The following is a 254-nucleotide window of genomic DNA, read 5'->3' as shown; positions in this document are numbered from 1 at the left end:
ATTTTCGTTGCATTGGAAACTCGACTGAAAACTGCGGAGATGTTTTTCATGGGAGTCCAGCGCGATGCAGTGTTTTCACTGCATCGCTTCCCTGAGAGCAGAGGGGGACTAGTTTGGCATCAGGACGGTGTCAATCACATGAATGACACCGTTCGATTGGTACACATCTGCAATGGTGACGGTCGCCATGCCGCCCTTCTCATCTTTCAACATGATCTTTCCGTCATGCGCCATTACCCACAGCTTGCCTCCGC

The 254-nt window shown here is 51.2% G+C and carries 1 protein-coding gene; it reads right to left on the bottom strand.

All coding sequences use genetic code 11. The annotated features are described in order from the left end of the window. Nucleotides 1-108 precede the first annotated feature (108 nt). A complete protein-coding gene (locus JAO32_RS19805) occupies nucleotides 109-243 on the bottom strand; it encodes a fasciclin domain-containing protein (RefSeq protein ID WP_334243615.1) in 135 nt (44 codons plus the stop codon). Nucleotides 244-254: the final 11 nt, after the last annotated feature.

The organism is Terriglobus sp. ADX1 (genome assembly GCF_036877645.1).
In the GTDB taxonomy this organism is placed as follows: Bacteria; Acidobacteriota; Terriglobia; order Terriglobales; family Acidobacteriaceae; genus Terriglobus.
The sequence above is the reverse complement of the archived record's forward strand: the minus strand, read 5'-3'. Positions and strand labels throughout refer to the sequence as shown.